Genomic DNA, 17,579 nt, shown 5'->3' with positions numbered 1-17,579 from the left:
GGAAATTCGGCTTAGCCAGGAAAATCCCCTGTTTACGGCGCTTTCCTGCCCCATGCGTTTCAGATTACTGCCCGATTCTGTTTTCTTTGTGGTTATGATGAATACCGCGTCGGCCCAGCGTCTGAATCGCTCGCTGGGTGTACGGTCAGAAGAAGCACGCACGGTACGGCTGTTTTTTCTGCACCACTTCTTTTTAGGATTAGGGACCATTCTGGTATATGTATCGGCCAACGTGATTTTGCTGGAAAATCACCCCGAGACGAGTCTTCCCGTTGCGTATGTCATGGCCGCCCTGGGGATGATGGGGGTTGGCAAGTTATATGCGTATTTTGAACACCGGCTTCCGCTTTCCAGTCTGGTTTTCAGGGTAGTATGGTCGGTGATTATCCTGACGGTTCTGATCGTCGGCCTGGTGGCCATCGGGCATTCCGTGGCGATGGCGGTAGCGATCATGGTTGGATACCGGGCTATCTACCTGCTGACCAACCTGGAGTTCTGGGGTATTTCGGCACTTGTCTTCGACGTGCGGCAGGGCAAACGGCTCTTTAGCGTCATTAGCTCCGGCGATATGCCCGCCAAGGCGATGGGGGCCATCCTGGCCGCGCTGGTGCATAACCATACCGAACTGATCTACCTGCTGCTGATTGCGTTTGTCTTTTTTGGCTCCGCCCTGATTACAGTCTGGAAAACGATTCAGTCGCATGAGGTACATGCAGCCCACGGCCCGTCGCGGCCGGTCCGTCGTCCGCAGGGGAAGCTGGTAACACAGCTCTTTGGCGGCAGCGAACTGATATTTGCCATGTGCCTGAGCGTGCTGAGCATTGCGTCTATCGCCGCCGGCATCGAATATGCGTTTTTTATCAATGTAAAGTACCGCTTCCACGATCAGGCGCTGGTGATGCGGTCGCTTGGTATTGTTTTGGCGAGTACGTACTTACTGGCGATGATCGTGAAGCTGCTGGCCTCGCGCCGGGCGCTCGACCGGTTCGGGATTCTGAACACCATGCGCCTGTTGCCGGTGGCCGCCCTGCTCTGGATTGCCGGCTACCTGATTGTTGCATGGCAGACACCCGACGAAACCAGTCTGATGATCTACTATTGCGGCCTGTATCTGGTGTTTGAGGTGGTACGCCGGTCGCTGTTCGATCCGGTGTTTCTGGTCCTTTTCCAGCCACTGCCGCCGCACCAGCGCCTGAAAGGACACACGCTGGCGAAAGGCTTTTACGAACCGCTGGGCATGGGGCTGGCCGGTGGGATGATTTTCCTGCTGCGCAACGGCCACGAAAACCTGAATGCGGTGCTGCTGACCGGTATGGCGGTGGTTGGTATCGTGACCATCGGGTTTATACAGCGCACCTACCGGCAGTACCTGGCTACACTGCATGATGCCCTGGGCCGCCGGTTCATTGCTGCTGACGAGCTGCCCCTGACCGACGATGCGACGAAACTGGTCCGCCAACACCTGCAAAGTGAGCGGCCCGAAGAAGTACTGACCGCCATTGACTGGCTGCGGATTAATAAACCTGATGTACTGGCGCAGCAGGCATCGGTCCTGATCCGCCATCCGGCGGCTGCTATCCGCCTGCGGGTACTGACCGACTACAAATCGCTGGCATTGCCGGACGATGAGCTATATGCATTAACACAGCAGGACACTGATGCGGATGTGCGCCGGGAGGCGGCCGTAGTGCTCTGTAGCCGCAGCAAACGCCCGCAGGATCTGGCACTGCTTGAATCAACCGATGTTGCCGTGCGGCAAGGCGCTATTCTGGGCTTTCTACAGGCTAATCCGACATACGGGCCGGCACGGAAGAGCCTGGATGGGTGGTGTGCTGATCCGGATATCACCCACAAGCAGTTTGCCCTGACGTGTATACGTACCTTACGACTGATGGATTATGTGCCCTTTGTTGAGGCATGTCTGTCGGCAAACGAAACCTTACTGACTCCGGCGGCACTTGATACGGCAGCCGAACTGGCCGACATACGGTTATTGCCGGCACAGCTTAACCTGCTGGCCGATAAGCACGTTGGCCGGATGGCCGCCCGCAGCATCGCTGCGATGCACGGTGATGTGTTGTCGGGGCTGAAAGCATATTACAAACTGCAAACCGATCCTGCCATTCTGATCCGTGTCATTTCGGTGGCCGAGCGGATGCGGACCTCTGAATCGCATCAATGGCTGATTACCCTGATGGACAGCCCGCTGGTGGCCGTCCGGACGGCGGTGCTCAAGGCAATAAAGAATTTCCCGCACATTGAGCGTTATAATGCCGTCTTTTACCGTGCGCTGGATAATGATGTGCAGTTAGCGCAGCGGCTGCTGAATGCCGTTGCCGACGTTAAGGATGAAGCGCTTGACAATAGCTTGTTGTACGAGCAGGAACGGCTGACGCAGCGGATGCTGCTGACACTGTCGCAGCTGTACGACAAGGAAATTATTGAAAATGTGCGGGCCAATCTGGCCCATGAGTCGTCGGAGCGGCAGGCCAATTCGCTGGAGGTGCTGGAAAACCTGGTGCCGCGGCCGGTCTATAACTGCTTGCAGATTCTGGTGGAAGACCTGCCGGTATCGGAGAAAATCCGGCAATTCAACGAGCAGGTCGGTGTTTATCAGCAGGATGGCAGCATTCAGCAGTTTATTCTTGAACAAGGGGATAACCTGTTTACCGACTGGACCATTGCCTGTGCACTCCGGAACCTGCCAACCGCTGACCAGGAACAGTTATTGACGGTACCTTTTTATTTCAGCCACAGCAATCCGGTGATCCGGGAGGGGGCGCTGGATGCGCTGACCCGGCTGGCCCGGCAAAAGAGTGCTGTTTTTCAGGCATTAATTACCCAACACCCCGAATTAACCAAAGCTATGAGTCACGACGCAACCGCAGCATCAACCGTTTCGGCTACCGAACGCGTGTTTATCCTGAAAAATAATGCCCTGTTTGCAGGTACGCCGGATAACGTGCTGAGTAGTGTGGTCCCGATTATGAAAGAGGTGACCTTTAACGAAGGGGAAGACATTGTCCGTAAAGGAGAACCGGGCACCTGTATGTTTATCATCTACAGCGGGCAGGTAGGTATCTACGACGAACACAAGGAACTGGCGGTTCTGGAGCGCGGCAATTTCTTCGGTGAACTGGCCCTGCTGGATACCGAACCCCGCTCGGCTACGGCCGTGGCCCACACGCCGGTTACGCTGTTCCGGATCGATCAGGATGACATCTTTGACCTCATGACGGAACGCGAAGAAGTACTCCGCAACATGATCCGCGTGCTGTGTCAGCGTATCCGCCAGCAGAACATCAAACTGCGCAGTATGCCGGCTGAGGCGTAGACAGACCACAAAGACGGGAAGAAAGAAAGGAGCACGAAGCACCAAAAGTGGTGGCACGAGCGTAGGACGCCCCCGTTTGACAGGGCCGCCTGTCGGTCGGGGACGCCTAGTCGGGGCACCACTAACAAGCACCCAGTATCCAGCACATACCCTACAGTGCAGGACGGTCAGGTTTGCAGATGGCATAATTTTGGGATCAAATCAGGATTTACCAATTAACCTGTCCCTTTCATGTACTACCGTTTCATGCGCTGCCGGCTCTGGATGGCCTGCCTGCTGACCGTATCGTCCCTGATGGTGTCTGCTCAGAAACTTCCCGGCAAAAAAGAAATTCTCCGGCAGATGACGCTGGCCAATGCCTATTTTATGCAGACATGGCCGGATCCCGGCAAAGAAATCGTGACTAACAAAACGCGCCCCAGCAACATCTGGACGCGCGCCGTTTACTACGAAGGGCTGATGGCCCTCTATGCGCTCGATAAGCAGCAAAAATATTATGACTACGCCGTTGAATGGGGTGAAAAGCATAAGTGGGGCCTCCGCAGCGGCACGAAAACCCGCAACGCCGATGACCAGTGCTGTGGCCACACCTACATCGACCTGTACCTGATCGACAAAGCGGCCGGTCATGACCATCCGGAGCGTATCCGCGACATCAAAGCGTGTATCGACAACATGGTGGCCAGCGATAAAATCGACGACTGGAACTGGATTGACGCCTTGCAGATGGCTATGCCGGTGTTTGCCCGTTTCGGCGTGATGTATAAAGACAATGCCTATTTCGAGAAAATGTATCAGATCTATACCTACTCGAAAACCGTACACGGCGGCAAAGGACTTTATAATCCGGAGGACAAACTATGGTGGCGCGATAAAGACTTTGTACCGCCCTATAAGGAGCCGAACGGGCAGGACTGCTACTGGTCACGCGGGAACGGCTGGGTCGTGGCGGCTCTGGTGCGCGTACTCGACATTATGCCGGCCGACGCGCCCCACCGTGCCGAATACGAAGCCATGTTTCTCGACATGATTCAGGCCCTGCCGGCCTTGCAGCGCGAAGATGGCTACTGGAACGTCAGCCTGCACGACCCGAGCAATTTTGGCGGCAAGGAGCTGTCGGGGACGAGTCTGTTTATCTACGGCATGGCCTGGGGCATCAACCACGGATTGCTGGATGCGAAAAGATATAAACCGGTAATCGCTAAAGCCTGGCAGGCGATGGCCAGCGAATCGCTGCATCCGAACGGGTTCCTTGGCTTTGTGCAGGGAACGGGTAAGGAACCGAAAGATGGTCAGCCGGTGACCTACACCAGTAAACCTGATTTCGAAGACTACGGCCTGGGCTGCTACCTGCTGGCCGGCTGCGAAATCAGTAAAATGAAGTAGCTGGGTGCCCGCCGGTTAGTACCGCCTTTTACCATAGCTACTGTCGTTCAGACAAGCTGCGGTAAAAGGCGTTTGCCATTTTCGGGGTTGCCGGTTTTATACCGGCTATTCCGGAATATCTACACATTCTCATGCATGAAAAAAATTTATCACACTAAAGGTTTATTTGGTTACAACCTTTGCTTAAATTGTGCGGTCTTTATTGAAATAATGCAACGAATGTGCAGATAACCTCGTAAACGACAGAAACTCAACCCGCATTCGTTTGTAAACAACAGCATGCAGCAATTTTTACTCTTCCTCTTATTGTGTTTCACCATCAGCCGGGGCGTCAGTCAGTCGCTCCCTGCCGATTCGGCCTTCCTGGAACAGGCGCGTTCGACTGTAGTCGCGCAGTACAACAAGGTCATGAATCCGCAATCGGCGATTTACAACGGTAATGAGTACATTCAGCACGACTTCCGAATTAAGGTACACCCTTATTTTCAGTTAGATAGCTTGCAGAAGGGCTCAGTTACCTATTATTCCGTTGAGTATAATGACATACCGATGGGGTATGATATTGTGCGGGATGAAATCTTTATCCGTCACCTGGACGGCGGTTACCGGATGCGGCTGAACAGCGAAAAAGTAGACCGGTTCTCCTTTAACGGCCACCAGTTTGTCCGGCTCACGGGCGATAGTCTGATTGGGGTCCGGACCGGCTTTTACGATCTACTGTATAGCGGCCGTACGCAGGTACTTTCTCATCGGGTCAAGGCGGTTGTGGAAGACATTTCAACCGGCGTATACAAAGCCGAATATATTCCTAAAGATGAATACTGGATCCGTCGTGATCAGCGGTACTATCCGGTAAAAACGCTGGGCGGCGCGCTGGGCGTCTATGGCGACAAAAAGAAAGAACTCCGGAAGTACCTGCGTACAGAACGCATTAAGTTCAAGGAGAATAAAGAAAAAACACTGGTACTGTTAGCCAGGGAGTATGATGCATTAACCCGCTAATTATGAGCCATTTTTACCGTCTCGCCTTACTTGCCTTTTTTGTATTTGCCTTTAATCTGACGGGATTTGGTCAGTCCGGACAGGATCTGGTCAGCGGCAACTTTACAAATGTGAAATTTGAACAGTTTGCCCGCACCGTTGAACAGGCTACACCCTACCGGTTCTACTACCGGCCCGGCGAACTTGATAGTGTGGTCGTAAACCTGAATGTCGACCGTAAGCCGCTGAGCAACGTACTCCAGCAGCTCTTTAACGGGACGCTGTTTCAGTATGCGATTGACGCCCGGAAACGTGTATACATTACCGTAAACCGTCCGATCCGGACCAATCTTCCCATCGACTTTTTTGACCGCGGAAACGCGGCCGGTAAAGACGATTCGACAGCCAACGCGTACCTGACCGAAAGCCGGAAGCAGATCGTGGCGCCTGAAACAAAAATCTATGAAGTCGGCAAACGGACAAACCCGATCCGGCCCGGCCGCGCCACGGTGGCCGGTTATGTCCGGAACCAGGCATCGGGTGAACCGATTGTCGGTGCGGCCGTTTATATCGACAATCCGCGCATCGGTACGTCAACCGATCAGTTTGGTTATTACTCATTTACGTTGCCGCGCGGGCGGCATGCGCTGAAACTCCGCAGTGTCGGCATGAAAGATACGCAGCGGCAGATTATCCTGTACGGCGATGGCTCACTGGATATGAACATGGAAGACGACGTGATTCCGCTCAAAGAGGTTGTGATTGCCGCCGAAAAGGACGTCAACGTATCGGGCCTGCAAATGGGGCAGGAGCGGGTCGATATCCGGACCATGAAGCAGGTACCGACGGCGCTGGGTGAAACCGACCTGCTGCGGGTAGTCATGACGCTGCCGGGGGTGAAGTCGGTGGGCGAAAGTTCGACCGGCCTGAACGTACGGGGTGGTGCTACCGACCAGAACCTGATTCTGTATAACGACGCCACCATCTACAATACCTCACACCTGTTCGGCTTTTTCTCGGCCTTTAACCCGGATGTGATCAAGAGCGTTGAACTTTACAAAAGCGGTATCCCGTCGCGGTACGGCGGCCGCCTGTCGTCGGTGCTGGAAGTGATGACGCGCGACGGCAATAAGAAAAAATTCGGCGGCTCGGGTGGTCTGGGCCTGCTGACAGGCCGTCTGACACTGGAAGGGCCGATCCTGAAAGACAAAACGTCGTTTATTATCGGCGGCCGTTCCTCGTATTCGAGCTGGCTGCTGAAGCAGGTGCCGGTAAGTACGTTCCGCAACAGCCGCGCCAACTTCTATGATGTGAACGTGCACATTACGCACGACTACAACAACAAAAATACGGTTTACCTGACCGGTTACCTGAGCCAGGATTATTTCCGGCTGAACAGCGATACGGCCTATAATTACCGGAATCAGAACCTGACGCTGAAATGGAAACACCTGTTCAACAACAAGCTGTACAGCGTTTTCACGGGCGGGGTGAGCCAGTATAAGTACAACGTGTCGGCAGACCGTAATCCGGTTAATGCCTACGATCTTGATTTCGGCATTAACCAGAAGATGGTAAAAGCGGATTTCAACTATTTCCCGAATCCGAAACATACCATTGATTTTGGGGTGAGCTCTACGTACTACCAGCTGCAGCCGGGCACCTACCTGCCGCGGGGCAACGAGTCGCTGGTGGCGTCGGACCGCGTACCGGCCGAGCAGGCGGTTGAGAGTGCTGTCTACGTCGGCGACCGCTACGACATCAACCAGCGGTTGTCGCTCAGCTTCGGGCTCCGCTATTCGCTCTACAGCTATCTCGGGCCGAAGTCGGTCTTTGCCTATGCGCCGGGCCTGCCGGTGACCACCACCAACATCGTTGATACCGTTTCGTATGCGGCCAACAAACCAATTCAGACCTACCACGGGCCGGAATACCGGTTCTCGGCACGGTATGTACTGAGTGAAAACTCGTCGATCAAGGCAAGCTTTAACCGGATGCGCCAGTACATTCAGATGCTGTCGAATACCACCGTTATTGCCCCGACCGACATCTGGAAGCTGAGCGACAGCCACATCCGGCCGCAGGTCGGCGATCAGTACTCGCTGGGTATTTATAAAAACCTGAAAGCCAACACGATTGAGCTGTCTGCTGAGGGGTATTATAAAACGATGCAGAACCTGATCGATTACCGGAGCGGAGCCGTGCTGATCCTGAACCACCATATTGAAACCGATGTGGTCAATGCCGAAGGAAAGGCCTACGGGGTTGAGCTGATGGCGAAAAAACTGACCGGTAAACTAAACGGCTGGATCAGCTATACCTACGCCCGCACGTTCCTGCGGACAACAGGCACGCAGGTTGGTGAAGTCATTAATCAGGGCAAATACTACCCGAGCAACTACGACAAACCACATGATGTGACCATGATCGGCAATTACCGGTTCAGCCGCCGGTTCAGTATTTCGATCAATATGACCTACAGCACCGGTCGCCCGATTACGTTGCCGCTGGCCAAATACACCCTTGGCGAAGCACAGCGCCTGCTGTATTCGGAGCGGAACCAGTACCGGATTCCGGACTATTTCCGGACCGACTTTGCGATGAACATCGAAGGCAACCACAAGGTGAAGAAGCTGGCCCATAGCTCATGGACGATTTCGATCTATAACCTGACCGGTCGCCGGAATGCCTATTCGATTTACTTCAAGTCAGAAAATGGCGGGGTTCGTGGGTATAAGCTGTCGATTTTCGGCCAGCCAATCCCGTCTGTGACGTATAACTTTAAATTTTAAACCTGTCCCGTAAGCGATTATGAAAACCAAGCATACACAACAATTACTCGGCTGGTTGTTTATTCTCCTCATGGGCGGGTGCGTTGATCCGTACCGCCCACCCGAAATTACAGCACCGGCCAGCTATCTGGTTGTCGACGGGTTTCTGGACATTGCCGCCGGAGCCGTAACGACCTTTAAGCTGTCGCGGTCGCAAAACCTGACCGATGCCAAAGCGCCGACCCTGGAAACCAAGGCCACGGTGACCATCGAAAGCAGCCGGAACCTGAAATACAGTTTAAAGGAAGTGACCAACGGGGTGTATTCTTATACCGGCGTGCCCAGCCAGACGGGAGAAACCTTCCGGCTTCGGATCAAAACAAGCCGCGGGGTGGAATACCTGTCCGACATGGTTGCGTTTAAAGCAAGCCCGGCCATTGATCAGGTAAACTGGAAAGCCGAAAGCGATGGTATCCGGATTTACGTGGATACGCACGATGCTGCCGGCAAGACCCGTAATTACCGCTGGGAGTATGAAGAAACCTGGGAGTTTTACTCGGCCTGGTTTTCGTCGTACGAGGTAAAGAATAAGCAGATTATACAGCGGCAGAATGATATTTTTACCTGCTGGAACGGCGAAAAATCGCGGAATATTCTCATTAACTCATCCGCAAAGCTGAGCGAGGATGTGATTCATCAGATGCCGCTTACATACATACCCGGGTATTCGATCAAAATCGGTTCTCGCTACAGCATTCTGGTAAAACAATATGCCCTGACGCAGGACGCCTATCAGTACTGGGAACAACTGGGCAAAACAACCGAGAGCATCGGTACACTCTTTGACCCGCAGCCAACCCAGGTAACGGGTAATATCCAGAACCTGACCAATCCGGGTGAACCGGCGCTGGGCTATTTTAGTGCCGGTACCGTAACGACGAAACGGATGTTTATCCGCCGGATGGAACTGCCGTACTGGCCGACCAAAACCGGCTACGAAGACTGTGTAAAAGATACGCTGACCGCTAAGGAGCTGATTGATAACAAGTATCCGGGCCAGATCCCGGTCATTGATTTGCCGGACGGCACCTATGAAACCGGTCAGGAAATATGTGTTGATTGCCGTTTGCGAGGCACCAACGTTAAACCGTCATTCTGGAACCAGTAGACCATGAGATATTTATTTGTTACGCTGTTGATCATTACGGGTTTACGGGCGTCTGCGCAACAGGATGGCCTGAATACCATCAAACAGCGGTTTGACCAGTTTAGCCGGCAGCACATTCAGGAGAAACTGTTTGTTCACGTTGACCGGCCGGTGTATATGGTGGGCGAAACCATGTGGTTTAAGCTGTACTATGTCGACGGCACGTTCCACCGCCCGCTTGACCTCAGCAAGGTAGCCTATCTCGAAATACTCGACAGCGAACAGCATGCTGTGCTTCAGGCCAAAGTCGGGCTGGCAGCAGGCAAGGGCGACGGGGCCTTGTTTTTACCGGCCTCGCTGAATTCGGGCAATTACATTGTCCGTGCGTATACCAACTGGATGAAAAATGCCGGGGCTGATTATTTCTTCGAAAAACCGGTAACCATCGTTAACCCATTCCGTAAGCTCGGGCTGCCTGCGCTGGCGAAAAATGCCGGATACGATGTGCAGTTATTTCCGGAAGGCGGCAATCTGGTGCAGGGGCTGCCTTCGCGGGTGGCTTTCCGCGTAACTGACGCGTCCGGACATGGTGTTCCGTTTCAGGGGGCAGTGGTGAACGGGTCCGATACCGTGGCGCGTTTTCAGCCGGAGCGGTTTGGCATCGGCAGCTTTACGTTTACCCCCGCAGCGGGCAGTACCTACCGCGTCGTGGTAAAGGACGGGCAGGGGCGCTCAACGAGCCATGCGTTCCCGACGGTATACGAACGGGGATACGCGATGCAGGTCGAAGAGGCCGGTTCGAATCAGGTTAAGGTTACGGTCAGGACAAATGCCGCCGATGCGTCGGTGGTGTATTTACTGGCCCATACCCGGCAGCAGGCCAAATTTGCAGAAATGCGCACCGTGCAGCAGGAAGCTACGTTTGTTATCAACAAGGATGCACTCGGCGAAGGGGTTTCGCACCTGACCCTGTTTGACGCCGCGCGGAAGCCGGTTTGCGAACGGTTATACTTCCGCCGTCCGGCAACGGCTCTGGCTATCCAGGCCAAAACCGATAAGGAGCAATACGCGGCCCGGACAAAAGTTAACGTAAGCCTCGGTACGCCGTCGCCCGCTAATTTATCGGTGGCTGTTTACCGGGTTGACTCGATACCGTCACTGACCTCGGCGGATATTCAGACCTATCTGCTGATGTCATCAGACCTGCGCGGCGCTGTTGAAGAACCGTCCTATTATGTACAGACCGAAGGTCCGGCGGTAAACAAAGCCGTTGATAACCTGATGCTGACCCACGGCTGGCGGCGGTTCAGATGGGAGGATATACTGACCGGTAAAAGCCAGGAGCAGGCTGCTTATCTGCCTGAAATTCACGGGCTGATTGTGGAAGGTAAACTGACTGACCCGCGTACAAACAAGCCGGTAGCCGGCCGCGGGGCCTATCTGTCGACGCCGGGTAAGCCGATTCGGCTGTTCACCTCACGGAGTGATTCAACCGGCCGGCTGGTCTTTGAAACAAAGGATTTTTACGGACCACGCACCATCATGGCGCAGCCGTCAGACGCCGTAGACAGCTTGCTGAAGGTTAGCATCAACAGTCCGTTTCTGGCAGACGCCGCCCGGACTAAACTACCGGCGATGGCCATTGATCAGTCGCACACAGGGGTGCTGGAAAACCGGAGCGTAGCCATGCAGGTGCAGGCAACGTACTGGAATGAGCGCATGATCCGGTACCGTCTGCCGCAGATCGACAGTGCTGCTTTTTACGGTAAGCCGTCGGAATCGTACCTGCTGGATGCCTATACACGTTTTCCGGCCATGGAAGAGGTATTGCGGGAGTATGTGCCCGGCGTAGCACCACGAAAACGGCAGGGCAAGTTCCGGCTGATGGTACTGAACCTGCCGTATAAGGAGTTTTTCGAGGAGCCGTCGGTGGTGATGATTGATGGTGTGCCGGTGCAGGATATGGACAAGCTGATGGCCTACAGCCCGCTGAAAGTAAAACAGCTGGATGTAGTGACCAACCGCTATTTCCTCGGCCCGAACATGTTTTCGGGTATTGTGAGCTTTATTACCTACAAGGGTGATTTGTCGGGCTACCCGCTCGATGAACGCCTGCTGAAACAGGAATATGACGGGTTGCAGATCCCGCGCGAGTTTTATGCGCCGCGTTACGAGACGCAGAATCAGCAGCTGACCCGTATGCCGGACGCCCGCACATTGCTGTACTGGAACCCGTCGGTGACGGTCAGCCGCGAAGGGCAGATTGATTTCTTTACCTCTGACCAGGACGGCCGCTACCTGATCGAAGTCCACGGCCTTTCTGTCAATGGCCAGGCCGGTACGCAGCGGACGTGGTTTGAGGTGAAGGGTTTAGTGAAGTAATACTGTCTGGTTCAGGTCAGCTTACCTTAACTTCCAGGAGGTTCTGAACTTCCTGGAAGTTAAGGTAAGCTGCCTCGGGTAGTTTTAACTTACCGTCTTCCTTTTCCCAGCCACAGCAAACTTTCCACAATCAGTTTATTCTGCGTCGGATTCTCAAAGGTAAACGACAGCTCCTTATTGGTTTTGCCTTCGTAATCAATGTCATTATGGCCCATGTTGACGTAGATCATCCGGTACTTCCGGTTGGTCCAGACAACGGGGTAATAGCCGCTATGCCAGATTTCGTGCTGTTTCGGGCCGGTTCCCAGCGGAAAACTCGCCGGATCGATCGCCAGCAGAATGTTGATATCCGGATTTTTGGTCAGGTCATGTTCCCAGCGGTACCACTCGTTAGGCGATGAGGTGAAGGTTTCGGGGAGTTTTTTCACCGCCGGATGCTTCGGGTCTTCGACGCGGAGAACGGCCGATGTAGGCCGCCAGGTATTGCTTTTGTACTGTCCCGAGCCCAGAAACCGGTTGTGGTACCAGTCCCAGTCCTGCGCATATTTCGACGGCGTTAGGGCGAAGGCTGCAAAGTGGAAGCCCATCCATGCCCCGCCCTTATCCATGTACTCCTGAAAAGCCTGCCGCTGCGCCGGTGCTTCGGGGCGGGTGTCCAGAAACAAAACAACCTGATAATTGGCCAGGAACTGCGGGTTCAGGTTGTTCCAGTTACTGGTGGTGTCGTACCGGAAATGATATTTCTCCGCCATCTGCGGAAACCAGCGGTTGGCTTCCCGCACATAGCTGACGTGTGCCTGATCGTTTTTCCCTGTAAAAAAGGCAATTACACTGAATTTGGGTTTTGGCGCGGCGGCTGTGAAAAGGGACAGACACAGCAGAAAGGCCGTCAGTAAAAATCGTGGCATCAGGGATATTGAGTGGTTGAGCGATTTGCGGTTGAGTGAACCTGTCAGCTATGTAAAACGAGATGGCATCCCGTTCTACTGTTCTTACCGCAGACGCGCCACGACCTCCGTTACATGCTCAATCGCCAGGGCAATATCGGCCTCCGTTGTGAAGCGGCCGAGGCTGAACCGGACCGAACTATAAGCCAGATCGTCGGAAAGGTTCAGGGCTTTCAGTACGTATGACGGCTCGGTCGAGGCCGAGTTACAGGCCGAACCGTTGGATACGGCAATGGCATTCAGGCTCATCAGCAGCACCTCACCGTCAACGCCCCCGAAACTGATGTTGGTGGTATTCGCCAGCCGGTGCGTCCGGCTTCCGTTCACGTGAGTGCCCGGAACCTGGTGCAGAATACCCGCTTCGAGCTGATCACGTAAAGCGGCCAGCCGCTGCACTTCGTCGAACAGGAGTGCATCGCACAGGGCCGCAGCCTTGCCTAAGCCGACAATGCCCGGCACGTTCAGCGTACCCGACCGGCGGTTGCGCTCGTGGTGGCCACCGTCCTGCTGGGCCGTAAGCGAAATGCCCTTGCGGATGTACAGCGCACCGGCGCCTTTGGGACCATACAGCTTGTGCCCCGACAAACTCAGCAGATCAACCGGCAGTTTCCGCAGGTTAACGGGCAGTTTTCCCACAGCCTGGGTTGCGTCGGTATGAAAGGCAATCCCGCGTTCCTGCGCCAGTCCGGCCAGATCCTGAAGCGGCTGGATAACGCCGGTTTCGTTGTTCGCCAGCATGACCGAAATAAGAATCGTTGTGGGTTTGAGGGCGGCGTCAAGCTGTTCACGGCTGATCAGTCCATCGCTGTCGGGCAGGAGGTAGGTGATCTCTGCCCCCAGTTGTTCGAGGTGGTGGCAGGTGTCGAGGACCGCTTTGTGCTCCGTAGCCACCGTGATCAGGTGATTGCCCCGATGCTGGTTCGCCTCATAAAACCCCTTGATCGCCAGATTGATCGACTCGGTAGCACCGCTGGTAAATACGATTTCTTTGGGCGTGGCGCCGATCAGCTCAGCCAGTTGTTCGCGGGCAGTATCTACTGCCGCTTCGGCTTTAAGACCATACACATGCGTACGGGAGGCAGCATTGCCGAAATGCGTACTGAAAAAGGGCAGCATGGTATCGAGCACCTGCGGATCGACAGGAGTCGTTGCGTTGTAGTCGAGGTAAACCGGGTAATCCATAAGACGAAAATATAGCACTGTAACAAAATAACCGTGCAGGGAAATCCCCGCACGGTTAAACACTTCTCTAGATTAGGAAATTTATAGGCCGCAAGCCTCCATAAGCGCCCGTTTGGCATAGACTTTCGCCAGATGCTTACGGTAAGCCTGGGAGGCAAAATGATCTTCGTTAATGTGTATATCGCCCTCAGCGGCGGCGTTGGCAGCGGCTTCGATGGTTTCCGGAATAGCCGGTTGCCCGATCAGGGCCGACGCCACGGCCTCGTCCAGGAATGCGGCATCTGATACGCCGGTAAAGGCTACCTTCGCATCGGTGATGGTACCGCCGTCGGCAACAATTGCCACCGCACAGCCGACAATGGCAAAGCGGGAGGCGGGCTGCATAAACTTCTTGTACGACGACTGGTGCGCGGCCGACGGGGCCGGCAGCGTAATGGCCGTCACGATTTCGCCTTCTTCCAGCGACGTGCTGAAAAAGCCCGTAAAAAACTCCGGTGCCGGTACATCGTGCGCGCCGGCCGGTCCTTCGACATGGATCGTTGCGCCGAGTGCCAGCAGTACCGCCGGCCAGTCGGCCGAGGGATCGGCGTGGGCGATGCTGCCGCCGATGGTGCCGACGTTCCGCACCTGCGTGTCGCCGATCAGTTCACCGGCTTCGGCCATGGCCGGATACAGCTCACGGATGGTCGCGTTCGAAACAATATCGTGGTGCGTACTGGCCGCCCCGATTTTTACCCCGCCGTCCTGCTCATGGATAAACCGCAGCTCCGGAATGCGGGCAATATCGATCAGCAGCGAGGGGCTGTTGAGGCGTAATTTCATGGCCGGAATCAGGCTATGGCCCCCCGCCAGAATTTTGGCGTCCGGATTGGCGCTCAGCAGACCTAATGCCTCCGCTACCGACCCCGCCCGTTTATAGTCAACTTTTTGAGGTATCATGAGGTATTGAGTGATTTCGTGATTGAGTGATTTAGTGGTTGTGTGGCTGCTGCGTGGTGCCTGAGCGAAGAAGCGGTAAACCTTCACTCAATCACTCAATTGCCGCACAGCGGCCGCTCAATCACAAATTAATTCATCGCTCTCCAGACGCGTTCGGAGGTGAGGGGCATTTTGATGTCCTTGACCTTGAATCCGCCTGACCAGAGGGCGTCGATGACGGCGTTGACGGCAGCCGGCGTTGAACCGATACAGCCTGCTTCGCCGGCACCTTTGACACCCAGCGGGTTGTGCGGACACGGTGTCTCCTGCCGATCCAGCTCAAACATCGGGAAGTCGTCGGCGCGCGGCATGGTGTAGTCCATGTAACTGCCGTTGATCAGCTGCCCGGTCTCGTCATATTCAACGCCTTCCATCAACGCCTGCCCGATACCCTGCGCCAGACCGCCGTGAATCTGTCCGTCGACAATCATCGGGTTGATGACCGTGCCCACGTCGTCTACCGCAATGAATCGCTTCACTTTTGTTTCACCGGTTTCCTTGTCTACCTCAACCACACAGATGTGGCAGCCATACGGGTACGTAAAGTTTTTCGGGTCGTAGAAGCTGCTGAAATCCAGACCTGGTTCGAGGTTCTGCGGATAGACATGCGGTACATATGCCGTCAGCGCAATATCGCCGAAGCCCAGACTGCGGTCGGTACCGGTCACGGTAAACTTCCCGTCGGCAAACACGATATCTTCTTCCGAGCATTCAAGTTTATGGGCGGCAATTTTAGCGCCTTTCTCGATGATTTTGTCCAGCGACTTCATAATGGCACTACCACCGACGGCCAGCGAACGGGAGCCGTAGGTGCCCATACCAAAGGCTACCGTATCGGAGTCACCGTGGATGATATCGACGTCTTCCATCGGAATGCCTAACCTGTCGGCAACCACCTGCGCAAAGGTTGTTTCGTGGCCCTGCCCGTGTGAGTGAGCACCCGTAAAGACACTGACTTTGCCGGTTGGCTGCACCCTGACCTGCCCGACTTCATACAGACCGGCGCGGGCTCCCAGCGAACCCACCACCGCCGACGGCGCAATACCGCAGGCTTCAATGTAGGTCGAAAAACCAACGCCCAGCAGCTTACCGGTGGCCAGAGCTTCCTGCTGTGCCTTCCGAAAGTCTTCATAGCCAAGCATTTGCAGACCGCGTTCCAGTACGCCGTGGTAGTTACCCGAGTCGTATTGCAGTGCCACGTTGGTCTGATAGCCCGGCTGCTCCACCCCGTCGAACGGCGGAATAAAGTTTTTCAGGCGCAGCTCGGCCGGGTCCATGCCCATTTCGTGGGCAGACAGGTCCATTAGTCGTTCCAGCAGATACGTAGCTTCCGGTCGCCCGGCTCCCCGATACGCATCGACTGCCGTGGTATGCGTAAACGCACAGGTCATGTCGAGGTGAATCTTCGGCGTCGTGTACAAACCCTGCAACAGTGTACCATGCAGATAGGTCGGCACGGCTGTCGAGAACGTCGACAGGTAGGCACCGAGGTTAGCGAAGGTTTTAATCCGCAGGCCAACGATTTTACCTTCTGCATCGAAGCCCATTTCGGCATGGGTTACGTGGTCACGGCCGTGGGCGTCGGTCTGGAACGCTTCCGACCGGGTTTCGGTCCACTTCACCGGCCGGTTAATTTTTTTAGCGGCTACCGTCACCAGCGCCTCCTCGGTATAGTGGTAGATTTTGCTGCCGAAACCACCCCCTACGTCCGGTCCGACCACCCGTACCTTATGCTCGGGCAGACCCAGCACGAAGGCGCACATCAGCAGCCGGATCAGGTGCGGGTTCTGGGTTGAGGTGTACAGGGTATATTTATCGTAAACGCTGTCGTAATGCCCGATATAGCTGCGGGGTTCCATTGCATTCGGCGACACGCGCTGGTTCACAAATTCCAGGGATGTAATGTGGTGCGCACCGGCCATGGCTTCGTCGACTTCGGCTTTCGGGTTCCCGATTTCCCAGTCGAAGCAAATGTTGTTCGGTACATCGTCGTGAACGAGGGGAGCACCGGCTTTTACGGCTTCGGCGGCGTTGACAACGGCGGGCAGCACCTCGTAATCAACAATAATGGCTTCGGCGGCATCCTGCGCCTGTTCGCGGGTTTCGGCAATGACCATCGCCACCGCGTCGCCCACGTGCCGTACCTTGTCTTTGACCAGCAGCGGGTGCGGCGGCTCCTTCATGGTATCGCCGTTTTTGAAGTTCACCTGCCAGCCACACGGCACACTGTAGTGGCTTACTTCCTCGCCCGTAATGATGGCAACCACACCCTCCATCGCTTCGGCTTCAGAAGTGTCGATGCGGTTGATGCGGGCGTGTGCGTAGGGGCTGCGAAGCATGAAGGCATGGGTCATGCCCGGCAGCACAATATCGTCAGTATAACGGCCTTTGCCGGTTGTAAAGCGCTTATCTTCAATGCGCTTTACGGATTTGCCAATGAATTTGTTGCTCATGGTTGACTGATTGAAGGC

The 17,579-nt window shown here is 55.0% G+C and carries 10 protein-coding genes; 6 read left to right on the top strand and 4 right to left on the bottom strand.

Features of this window, described 5'->3' with window-relative positions:
- Window positions 1-52 precede the first annotated feature (52 nt).
- The 6 genes from AC23NW_RS19910 to AC23NW_RS19885 all read left to right on the top strand — a co-directional run bounded on the left by AC23NW_RS19910 (window position 53) and on the right by AC23NW_RS19885 (window position 12,001).
- Window positions 53-3,334 (top strand): cyclic nucleotide-binding domain-containing protein, encoded by a 3,282-nt coding sequence (locus AC23NW_RS19910; RefSeq protein WP_487451527.1) that lies wholly within the window; start codon window positions 53-55, stop codon window positions 3,332-3,334.
- Window positions 3,335-3,598: 264 nt separating this feature from the next.
- On the top strand, window positions 3,599-4,720 hold the full coding sequence (locus AC23NW_RS19905; RefSeq protein ID WP_487451553.1) for a glycoside hydrolase family 88/105 protein: 1,122 nt from the start codon (window positions 3,599-3,601) through the stop codon (window positions 4,718-4,720).
- 279 nt (window positions 4,721-4,999) lie between these two features.
- Complete coding sequence (locus AC23NW_RS19900) at window positions 5,000-5,722, top strand: hypothetical protein (protein ID WP_487451525.1); 723 nt, start codon at window positions 5,000-5,002, stop codon at window positions 5,720-5,722.
- Window positions 5,723-5,724: 2 nt separating this feature from the next.
- Window positions 5,725-8,493, top strand: a complete 2,769-nt coding sequence (locus AC23NW_RS19895; protein ID WP_487451523.1) for a TonB-dependent receptor — start codon at window positions 5,725-5,727, stop codon at window positions 8,491-8,493.
- A gap of 19 nt (window positions 8,494-8,512) precedes the next feature.
- Window positions 8,513-9,640, top strand: coding sequence for a DUF4249 domain-containing protein (locus tag AC23NW_RS19890; protein WP_487451522.1), 1,128 nt, complete (start codon window positions 8,513-8,515; stop codon window positions 9,638-9,640).
- Window positions 9,641-9,643: 3 nt separating this feature from the next.
- A complete protein-coding gene (locus tag AC23NW_RS19885; protein ID WP_487451520.1) occupies window positions 9,644-12,001 on the top strand; it encodes a hypothetical protein in 2,358 nt (785 codons plus the stop codon).
- A gap of 89 nt (window positions 12,002-12,090) precedes the next feature.
- Here AC23NW_RS19885 and AC23NW_RS19880 read toward each other — a convergent pair whose 3' ends face one another.
- The 4 genes from AC23NW_RS19880 to AC23NW_RS19865 all read right to left on the bottom strand — a co-directional run bounded on the left by AC23NW_RS19880 (window position 12,091) and on the right by AC23NW_RS19865 (window position 17,561).
- On the bottom strand, window positions 12,091-12,909 hold the full coding sequence (locus AC23NW_RS19880) for a ThuA domain-containing protein (RefSeq protein ID WP_487451519.1): 819 nt from the start codon (window positions 12,907-12,909) through the stop codon (window positions 12,091-12,093).
- Between the two features lie 84 nt (window positions 12,910-12,993).
- Entirely contained in the window at window positions 12,994-14,130 is a 1,137-nt protein-coding gene (locus AC23NW_RS19875; protein WP_487451517.1) for a cysteine desulfurase family protein, read from the bottom strand.
- Between the two features lie 81 nt (window positions 14,131-14,211).
- The gene (locus tag AC23NW_RS19870; protein ID WP_487451515.1) at window positions 14,212-15,069 is read right to left on the bottom strand and encodes an FAD binding domain-containing protein; all 858 of its coding nucleotides are present in this window, start codon (window positions 15,067-15,069) and stop codon (window positions 14,212-14,214) included.
- A gap of 128 nt (window positions 15,070-15,197) precedes the next feature.
- Window positions 15,198-17,561, bottom strand: a complete 2,364-nt coding sequence (locus AC23NW_RS19865) for a xanthine dehydrogenase family protein molybdopterin-binding subunit (protein ID WP_487451514.1) — start codon at window positions 17,559-17,561, stop codon at window positions 15,198-15,200.
- Between the last annotated feature and the right edge of the window lie 18 nt (window positions 17,562-17,579).

The organism is Arsenicibacter sp. R0_47, from assembly GCF_057652235.1.
This window is presented reverse-complemented; position numbering and strand designations above follow the sequence as displayed.